This window comes from Rugamonas sp. (assembly GCF_025354735.1).
GTDB lineage: Bacteria > Pseudomonadota > Gammaproteobacteria > Burkholderiales > Burkholderiaceae_D > Rugamonas.
In genome coordinates this window covers 1-6,170 of sequence record NZ_JANXMI010000071.1, presented here as the reverse complement: position 1 = coordinate 6,170, position 6,170 = coordinate 1, and the positions used below count along the sequence as shown (strand labels likewise).

The 6,170-nt window shown below is 55.2% G+C and carries 9 protein-coding genes and 1 pseudogene; 9 read left to right on the top strand and 1 reads right to left on the bottom strand.

The genetic code is table 11. The annotated features are described in order from the left end of the window. From fdhD to Q0S71_RS06825, 9 genes and pseudogenes are all read left to right on the top strand, one after another. Positions 1-824, top strand: an 824-nt coding sequence (gene fdhD, locus Q0S71_RS06860; RefSeq protein ID WP_367185282.1) for a formate dehydrogenase accessory sulfurtransferase FdhD, incomplete at its 5' end; no start/stop codon positions are given. A 393-nt stretch (positions 825-1,217) separates the two neighbouring features. Next, positions 1,218-1,760 carry a DUF6444 domain-containing protein gene (locus Q0S71_RS06855; RefSeq protein WP_295993239.1) on the top strand — a complete coding sequence of 181 codons (543 nt, stop codon included), beginning with the start codon at positions 1,218-1,220 and terminating at the stop codon, positions 1,758-1,760. Between the two features lie 8 nt (positions 1,761-1,768). Continuing rightward, positions 1,769-2,302, top strand: a complete 534-nt coding sequence (locus tag Q0S71_RS06850) for a transposase (RefSeq protein WP_367185281.1) — start codon at positions 1,769-1,771, stop codon at positions 2,300-2,302. A 12-nt stretch (positions 2,303-2,314) separates the two neighbouring features. Next, a pseudogene (locus tag Q0S71_RS27365) lies at positions 2,315-2,452 on the top strand (transposase); the annotation flags it as partial. Between the two features lie 3 nt (positions 2,453-2,455). Further along, entirely contained in the window at positions 2,456-2,623 is a 168-nt protein-coding gene (locus tag Q0S71_RS06845; protein WP_295993245.1) for a hypothetical protein, read from the top strand. 125 nt (positions 2,624-2,748) lie between these two features. Continuing rightward, a complete protein-coding gene (locus tag Q0S71_RS06840; RefSeq protein ID WP_295993234.1) occupies positions 2,749-3,021 on the top strand; it encodes a hypothetical protein in 273 nt (90 codons plus the stop codon). A 56-nt stretch (positions 3,022-3,077) separates the two neighbouring features. Next, entirely contained in the window at positions 3,078-4,013 is a 936-nt protein-coding gene (locus Q0S71_RS06835) for a transposase (RefSeq protein WP_295993232.1), read from the top strand. A gap of 450 nt (positions 4,014-4,463) precedes the next feature. Next, positions 4,464-4,730 (top strand): hypothetical protein, encoded by a 267-nt coding sequence (locus Q0S71_RS06830; RefSeq protein ID WP_295993228.1) that lies wholly within the window; start codon positions 4,464-4,466, stop codon positions 4,728-4,730. Between the two features lie 378 nt (positions 4,731-5,108). Beyond that, positions 5,109-5,495, top strand: coding sequence for a hypothetical protein (locus tag Q0S71_RS06825; RefSeq protein WP_295993225.1), 387 nt, complete (start codon positions 5,109-5,111; stop codon positions 5,493-5,495). Positions 5,496-5,579: 84 nt separating this feature from the next. Here the strand turns inward: Q0S71_RS06825 and Q0S71_RS06820 are convergent. Then, the coding region (locus tag Q0S71_RS06820) for an IS30 family transposase (RefSeq protein WP_295993223.1) at positions 5,580-6,170 on the bottom strand (591 nt) is incomplete at its 5' end.

Genomic DNA, 6,170 nt, shown 5'->3' with positions numbered 1-6,170 from the left:
GTCGGGCGGGCGTTGCCGTGAACGAAGACGACGAACTCCCCACGCCAGTTCGCCTGCTGCCGGTCCATCGCGTCGGCGTGTCCAGCGACGACCACGTCGCCGTCGAAACCCCGGTCGCCCTGGTCTTCAACGGCATCAGCCACGCGGTGATGATGGCCAGCCCGCTCGAACTGGAGGACTTCGCGCTCGGCTTCAGCCTGTCCGAGCGCATCGTCGACAGCGCCGCCGACATCTACGACATCGACTGCGTGCCGGCGACCTGCGGCAGCGGCGTCGAGTTGCGCATGACGATCTGCGGCGCCAGCTTCATGCGCCTCAAGGAAAAGCGCCGCAGCCTGGCCGGCAGCACCGGATGCGGCCTGTGCGGGCTGGAGAGCCTGGGCGCGCTGGAACTGCGCATGCCGCCCGTCGGCGCGCAGGCGGCCGTGACGAAGGCGGCGCTGATGGCGGCGTTCGACGCGCTGGCGGCGCGCCAACCGCTGAACGCCCTGACCGGCGCGCTGCACGCCGCCGCCTGGGCCGGGCCGGACGGCGCGATCGTCCTGGCGCGCGAGGACGTCGGGCGCCACAACGCCCTCGACAAACTGGTGGGCGCGCTGGCGCGGGGCGGGGCGCGCGGGCCGGGCTTCGCCCTCATGAGCAGCCGCGCCAGTTACGAGCTGGTGCAAAAGGCGGCGCGCGCCGACATCGGCCTGCTGGCGACCATCTCCGCGCCCACCGCGCTGGCCGTGCGCATGGCCGAGCAGGCCGGCATCTGCCTGGTCGGCTTCGTGCGCCAGCACGGCTGCGTCGTCTATAGCCACCCCGAGCGCCTGCTGGCGTAGGCGGCGCGGCGGGGGGCAGACCTGTTTTTTTAGAATGTGGTTGCACAGAACTAGGGCGAGAAACTGCCGATGGACCGGCAGTGCGTACCGTCAGCGAGCCATCCCAAATCCTGACGAAACTGATCTATTGCTTTGCGCATGAATTGACCCGGAGTACTCGCGCGCCCGGTTTTCCGGCTGCAGACGGATGGTCGCCTATCTGTTTCTCCAAGGGCATGTCGTCAACCGGAATCGAACGGAGCGCTTGATGTGGCCAATGGGTTTGGCAGACCTGGCGCTTGGGCCGACAACGGCCTTCAATCATCCTGGATGCAACGCGTTTCGTGACTATTCAGCCCCTATGAACGCCAGAAATTGGTTGTAAACAATTGGGATCGCGTTCATCATGCTGGTATGGCAACGAAGCCCTCCTCTCCTGACCTGACCGGACTGTCCCACGAACAGAAGGATATCCTTATTCTGACGTTGTTGGCGAGCTTGGAGGCGCTTGAATCGAAGGTCAACAAGAACAGCAGTAATTCGCGCAAGCCGTCGTCGTCAGACGGCCTTGCCAAGAGGGCCAGTTCGTTGCGCGAGTCCTCCGGCAAACCGCCCGGCGGTCAGACTGGCCGCAAGGGCACTACACTCAGACAGGCCTTGCAGGCGACCGAGCGCATTGATCACCCGCTGTCTGAACACTGCGACCGCTGTCACCCTGAATTGCCTCTGCAGGATGCGCTCGTCGGTGAACGTCGCCAAGTATTCGACGTGCCAGTCGCTGCGTTCGACGTCGTGGAACACCGCACTCTGTCGGTGCGCTGCCAGTGTGGGCAACTACACACTAGTGCCTTCCCTGCGAGCGTGACCGAGCCCGTGCAATACGGCTCAAACGTGCGGATGCTGGCGGTTCACCTCACGCAGGGGCAGATGCTGCCTATGCGCGCGCCGCCGAATTGATTCGTGACGTGTATGGCCTGGCCATTTCGCCGGGCACGCTGGTGGTATGGGTGGGCGAAGCGCGCACGGCGTTGCAAGGCACATCCGATCTGATCGCGCAGTATTTGTGCGACGCCGCGCTCGTCAACGCCGACGAATCGAGCCTGCGTGTTGCCGGCCAACTGCACTGGCTTCATATCGCCGCCAACGACACGCTCACATGGTACGGCTTGCACGCCAAGCGTGGTATGGAAGCGATCATCGCGCATGGTATTTTGCCCAATCGCTTGGGCGTATTGGTGCACGATTGCTGGGCGCCGTACTGGAAACTGGACGACGCCACACACGCTTTGTGCAATGCTCATCTGCTGCGCGAACTGCTGTACGTGAAGGAACTCACGGGGCACCAGTGGCCTCAGGCGATGACGGACTTTCTTCTAAGCTCCAATCAACTATGCTGGGCTGCTTGGCGCTCCGCAGCCCATTTCAGCGAGGCCGACATCGCCGCATTCAGGGCACTCTTTGATGCCATCGTCGGAGCCGGTGAGGCGCTGCATCCGTAGGTCGAACTTCCCATCTGGAAGGGCGGCCGCGCCAAGCAGTCGGTCGCTTGCAACCTGCTCCGGCGCTTCCGCAAATATGCCGACGCCATTCTGCTGTTCATTCGCGATCACGCCGTACCGTTCACTAACAACGTGGCTGAACGTGCAGTGCGCATGCCCAAGGTGAAACAGAAGATTTCGGGTTGCTTCCGCACAGTCGAAGGCGCCGACAATTTCTGTGTCATTCGCTCCTGCCTCGACACGCTGCGCAAGCAGGGCCACGGTATGCTGGAAGTGCTACAACGCGCCTTCGCCGGCAATCCTATCCAGCCCACTGCATAGCAATCCACCCAAGTTAGGGAAATTTTGGGCGTTTAAGTGATTTATTTTTAATATTATTAGATATGCACTTTACATCGCACTAAAATCGCGGCCGCCAGTGTGGATTTTTATTTCCACTGTCTGCCATGTCCGTTCTGACCACGTTGTTTCAAGATTTCGCCGCCCGACTATGTTCGACAGAATTTCTCCACGATGCCCGCCATGCCGATCATCCGACCGCGTTTTCGCGCTGTCGCAAGCTGCCCTTGGCGACGCTGGTCGCCATCATGTTGACGGGCATGCGCATGAGCATCCAGGTCGAACTGGACACCTTCTTCGCCCATCTTCGCCAACAAGCCCAGTTGGTCCACGAGGTGTCCGAGCAGGCGTTCGCCAGGCGCGCGCCAAGCTCTCCCTGACCGCCATTCCCCGTCTCAACGACTGGCTGATCGCGCGCGCCGAGCAGGACTGGTTCGTGCCGCGCTGGCGCGGCCTGCGCCTGGTCGCCGCCGACGCCTCGACGGTGCGCTTCGGTCTGCGGGCCAGCCATGTTAAACGCGCCGCGCTGGCCGATCAAATCCTGTTCGGCCTGTTCTTGCCGGGACCTGACCTGATGCTCGCCGCCTCCCTGCACAACGTCCACGAACGCGGCGAACGCCAGTTCCTGTTCGAACACCTCGACCGGCTTTCCCCGGACGACCTGCTGCTGCTCGACCGCGGCTATCCCTGCCGCTGGCTGGTCGCCGTGCTGAACCAGCGCGCCATCAAGTTCTGCATGCGCGTCGACAATGCCAGCGGCTTCGCCTGCGTGCGCGCGTTCATGCGCTCGGACGCGCCCGAACAGGTCGTCATGCTGCCCGCGCCGAACAATAGGGACGCGCTCGACTACGAGTGTCCGCGCAAACCGCAGCGCGTGCGCCTGGTCCGCAACGTCTCGCCCAGCGGCGAGCAGCGCGTTCTGATGACCAACCTGTTCGACGACAAGCTCTACCCGGCCGACTGCTTCGCCGAGCTTTACCATAAACGCTGGGGCATCGAGGAGGCGCTCAAACGGCTCAAGCACCGGCTCAATCTGGAGCATGTCACAGAATTGACCCAGCAGGCCGTGGCCCAGGACGTCGCCGCCAAGATCGTCTGCGACAACCTGCAAGCCCTCGTCGCCCTGACCGCCCACGCCGACGCCGATCTGCCCGATAGCAGACGCGTCAACCACGCCTACGCCCACACCGCGCTCAAGCCGCTGATGCCCGTTCTTCTGCTTGGCGCAAGGATCGGCAGAAAGGTCGGGAAATTGCTGCGGGGACTGCTCGACTTGATTGCCGGCCGGACCTATCAACATCGTGAAAACCTCTCAAAACCACGAAGCCCAGGCCGAAAACCGCACAAGGCCATGAGTCAGAAAAATTGCTGAAATGCCTTAACTTGGGTGGATTGCACTGCATAGACGCTGAACAGTCACGAATTATCTTGACGGTTGGGTCCACTTTAGTTTCTTTCCTGGGCAGGTTCATATTTTCTCAACAACGCGATAGAGTAATGTTTCCAATTTGCAACAAAGAAATTTATCTATTGACGGAAATTATTATTTTATATATATAGTATAAATTAATATTTATTAAAAATAAATTTACTGAGATTGAAGTATTTTTTCTGTTATCTTAAATTAAATATATTTGTGATTTGTTTATTGGAAATTCCATATTTTTAACTTTGCTACATAGCAGATGAAATTTTCCATGGCGACTCGCCGGTCGTTTTTTTGTGTTGAATATCTCCTATCTCGTAAAAATATTTTAATAATTCGTAATTTCAGCAGACGGAAGGTCGACCGTATTTTCGACTAACTTTATAAGGATGTAAAATGCAAGTATTAAATGCAATGGAAATTGAAGAAATTAGCGGTGCTGGCGATGGTGGCGCGGCTATTGGTGGTTTGGCTGGTGGCGTAGGTGGAGTATTATATGGCGGGGCAATTGGCGCACTCCTTGGAAGTCCACTTGGCCCCGTAGGTGCGATGGGTGGGTACGTAATTGGTCGTCAGCTTGGGGGGTATTTTGGTAGCGCTGCGGGGGGGTATGCTGGAAGTAAATTACAAGAGTTAATTAATCGCACTGGATCGGCGAAATAGTTAGGGAACCCCATTAATTCCATCATGGAAATGTTTTGATAATTTCGTGAAAATCGTTACATTGTAGGATTGGCTGAAAGTCAAACACACAATCCAGAGTGAAGGGAGTGTGGATGTTGATTGCCGTATGATGTAATGTATAATCCTAGTGGCTACTCAGTCCTTACGGGCAATGAGTTATGTTGCTTCTGCCATTGAAAATGTTAAATTTCACGAATTATGTGAAATCGAAACCATTGGAAATTTATTCTATTCCATAATAGTTAGTCCATTGATTTTTAAAATATTTTCGTAATCGTCGTGAAGTGTGAGTAGTCACTATCTTTTTAGGTATATTTTTTGAACGACATTTTAATGTTAATTATTTTTGGTTATTAAATGACGCATATAGAATTGAACCGACTTACTATATTTATTAATTTATGCTGCGTTACAACAGGAATATTGGCATATTCTTCATTTGCGTCCAGTAGTGCCATTGTCAACACCATTTTTGCAAGTTTGTTTGCGATGATTGGAGCATTTATTTCAGCAATTTATATTAGTCGTCAATTTCGCGGAACACCGCTTGAATCTGACGGGAAGGAAAAACATCAAGAAAATTCATTATTTGTAAAAATATTATTGATTATGCCGATAATTTTAATTTCAATTGAAATTTTTTCTTTGTACGTTTTACATGTTCGTCCAGGAACAGTCAGCTGGATCCATATCGCTGCTGCATGTGCTGTTGGCCAAAATGCTGAGGTCCTCCTAAAGAAGTAGCAGAATAAATTTCATTTTTACCATTCTTCATGGTGATTAATGTTTTTTCAGAAGGCGGGTTCAAATTCCAAGCGCAACACTGGGTTAATTAACAGTGTTCGTCGAATGTTGTAGCCGTGTGCTGTGCTGAGTATAGACGACGAGCGGTGATTCATATCCGAGCCTTGCTCTTGGTCGCGTATTGAGCGACAGAGCGATCGCGTCGAGTTCTTCCTGAGAGTAGATCGACAGGTCCGATCCTTTCGGCATGTACTGGCGCAGCAGGCCGTTGGTATTCTCGTTTGAGCCGCGTTGCCAAGGGCTGTGCGGGTCGGCGAAATAGATCTGGACGCCGGTACGCTCGGTGAGGATTTTGTGGCCATGCATTTCCCGGCCTTGATCGTAGGTCATGGTCTTGCGCATGGCCGCCGGCTCGCGATTGAGGACGGCCGAGAAGCTGTCGACGACCGCCTTGGTGGTGGCGTTGTCCATCTTGGCCAGCACGACGAAGCCGGTGGTTCGTTCGACCAGGGTGCCGACCGAAGATCGGTTGCTGGTCAATCCACCCAAGTTAAGGAAATTATGTGCGATTAAATCATTTATTATCAATATTATTAAATATATACTTGACATTGTATTAAAAGCGCGGCCGTCAGTGTGGATTTTTACTCCCGCTGCCTGCCATGTCCGTTCTGA

What these genes read in the sequence shown, in the direction of transcription:
- Q0S71_RS06855 (WP_295993239.1), top strand. Translation starts at nt 1,218, where the DNA reads ATGGCAACGAAGCCCTCCTCTCCTGACCTGACCGGACTGTCCCACGAA.
- Q0S71_RS06845 (WP_295993245.1), top strand. Translation starts at nt 2,456, where the DNA reads ATGCCCAAGGTGAAACAGAAGATTTCGGGTTGCTTCCGCACAGTCGAA.
- Q0S71_RS06840 (WP_295993234.1), top strand. Translation starts at nt 2,749, where the DNA reads ATGTCCGTTCTGACCACGTTGTTTCAAGATTTCGCCGCCCGACTATGT.
- Q0S71_RS06830 (WP_295993228.1), top strand. Translation starts at nt 4,464, where the DNA reads ATGCAAGTATTAAATGCAATGGAAATTGAAGAAATTAGCGGTGCTGGC.
- Q0S71_RS06825 (WP_295993225.1), top strand. Translation starts at nt 5,109, where the DNA reads ATGACGCATATAGAATTGAACCGACTTACTATATTTATTAATTTATGC.